This is a genomic window from Actinosynnema sp. (genome assembly GCF_052038725.1).
Genome location: NZ_JBQGCX010001101.1, coordinates 1 through 2,598, shown reverse-complemented (window position 1 = coordinate 2,598; position 2,598 = coordinate 1). Strand labels below are relative to the sequence as shown.

Annotated in this window: 2 protein-coding genes; both read left to right on the top strand. The window is 76.2% G+C overall.

The features are described from left to right. Positions 1 to 272: 272 nt before the first annotated feature. Positions 273 to 1,190, top strand: a complete 918-nt coding sequence (locus ACTUAL_RS23280) for an SAM-dependent methyltransferase (RefSeq protein WP_440901729.1) — start codon at positions 273 to 275, stop codon at positions 1,188 to 1,190. Between the two features lie 70 nt (positions 1,191 to 1,260). Continuing rightward, the coding region (locus ACTUAL_RS23275; protein ID WP_440901728.1) for a PrsW family intramembrane metalloprotease at positions 1,261 to 2,598 on the top strand (1,338 nt) is incomplete at its 3' end.

The window sequence follows — 2,598 nt, the reverse complement described above, 5'->3', positions numbered from 1 at the left end:
AAGGCCCGCGCCCCGCGCCGGGCCGGTACCGGAACAGCACCACCGCCTCCGCACCCGCCGGGCGCAGGCAGCAGCGCAGCGGAACACCCGGCGCGGTGGTCAGCTCGTGCTCCTCGTCGGCGCCCGCGGCGGCCCTGGCGCGGGCGAGGACGTCCTCGGCGATCACGTGGAACTCCATGCCCCCCAGCGTCGTCCGCCCCGCGCCCGAGCGCTGGCGGCGATCGGACCCGGCGTCGGGCGCCCGGACCCGCCGTCGGGCACACTGCACTCCCGTGCAGGACGTGGAATCGGCGTGGCGCACCGCGCTCTACGGGCCGTCGGGCTTCTTCACCAGGGGCGAGGCGCCGTCGGACCACTTCCGCACCTCCCCCCTGGTCGGCCCCGAGCTCGCGGAAGCCCTCCTGGAACTCCTGCGCCGCGTGGACGCCGCCCTGGACCACCCGCCCGCCCTCGATTTCGTCGACCTCGGCGCGGGCGGCGGCGAGCTGTCCGCGGCGGTCCGCGCCCTCGCCGACGCCGACCCCGCGCTCCGCGACCGCCTCCGGGTGACCGCCGTGGACGTCGGCCCCGCACGCGACCTCCCCGGCGTCCGCTGGACCCGCGACCTTCCCGACCGCGTCACCGGACTCCTGGTCGCGCACGAGTGGCTGGACGCCCTCCCCTGCCCCGTGGTGGCCTGGCCGCACCGGGACCCCTGGCTGGACCGCTGGTGGCCGCTGCGCCCCGGTGAGCGGGCGGAGATCGGCTCCCCCAGGGACGCGGCGTGGGCGTCTGCCGTCGGACGGGTCCGGGGCGCGGCGCTCGCGATCGACTACGGCCACCTGGCCGACGACCGCGCCGCAGGCCGCTACCCCCTGGGCACCTTCACCGCCTACCGCTCGGGGAACCGGGTCGAACCGGCCTTCGACGGCTCCTGCGACCTGACCGCCCACGTCGCCCTGGACGCCTGCGCCGAGGCCGCGGGCCGCCCGTGGACCCTGGTGTCGCAGCGGGACGCGCTGGCCGCCCTGCTCCCGCCCGCCGAGCCGCTCACCGCCCGCACCCCGGACTGGCTCACCGCCGCGGCCCGCGCCTCCCGGATCGCGGAGCTGCGCGACCCGAACGGCCTCGGCGCCTTCGGCTGGCTCCTGCACCCGAGGGGCACGACCGCGGCCGACCTGCTCCCCGACCTGCCGCCGTGGCGCCCCTGACGGCCCTCCCACCAGCCACGACGAGATCACCGCACCCGCCCCCGCCCCCACCGCTATAAAGTTCCACCACGTGACCGCTGCCGCACCCTCGCCGGCCCGCAAGAGGACCGAGCAACGCCGCTGGACCGTGCTCCTCCCGGTCGCGGCCCTGATCGTGCTGGGGGTCTGCGGCCTGGTCCTGCTGGGCCTGGGCACCAGCAAGGTCGGGCTGGCCCCGATCCTGGTGGGCGCGGCGGCCTCGCTCCTGCCCGTCATGGCGGTGCTGAGCGCCTACCTCTGGCTCGACCGCTGGGAGCCGGAACCGGCCAAGCTCCTGCTCTTCGGCTTCGCCTGGGGCGCGTGCGGCGCGACCATCACCTCCCTGGTCTTCAACCAGACCGCCCAGGTGATCGGCGAGCTGATCAACGACGGCGACGGCGCGACCTTCGCCGCCGTGGTCGGCGCCCCGATCGTGGAGGAGGCCACCAAGGGCGTCTTCCTGATCGCCCTCTTCCTGCGCCGCCGCCACGAGTTCGACGGCGCCGTCGACGGCCTGGTCTACGCGGGCGTGGTCGCGGCGGGCTTCGCGTTCACCGAGAACATCTACTACTTCGCCCGCGTCTTCGTGGACAGCGGCCTGGGCGACGCGAGCAGCGGCGTGGTCGCCCTGTTCATCCTGCGCGGCGTCCTGTCCCCGTTCGCGCACCCCCTGTTCACCTCGATGCTCGGCGTCGGCGTGGGCCTGGCGGCGATGTCCCACAAGCGGAACGTCCGGATCGCGGGCCCGCTCCTGGGCTACCTGGGCGCGGTGGGCCTGCACTCGCTGTGGAACTTCTCCACCACGGTCGGCACCGGATCGACGTTCATCAACCTCTACTTCCTGATCATGGTCCCGATCTTCGCGGGCATGGTCTGGCTGGTGGTGTGGCAGCGCCGCCGCGAGCAGCGCATCGTCGCCGAGCAGCTGCCCGGCATGGCCGAGCGCCAGTGGATCGCCACCAGCGAGGTCACCCTGCTCGCCAGCCTCCAGGGCCGCAGCCGCTGGCGCCGCACCGTGCGCCGCAAGGCGGGCGACGAGGCCGCGAAGGCGGTGGCCGGCTACCAGGTGGCCGCCACCGAACTGGCGTTCCTGCGCCACCGCATGGCGCTGGGCACCGCGGGCGCGGACGCGGACCGCCGCCACGCGAACCTCCTGCGCTCCCTGCTCGCCACCCGCGTGGCCGCCGTGAACGCCCCCGGCGCGCTCGGCGCCGCGGACGGCGCGGGCCGCCCCCGGCTCACCGAGCGCGCGGAGCGCACCGTCCGGATCGCGCGCATCGCCCGCCAGGGCCGCGCGGCCCGCCCGGACCGGCAGGTCCGCCCCGGCTCGCCGACCTCACCGGCCTCCCCGGCCTCGCCGACCTCGCCGAACGACCCCGACGCCACGGGT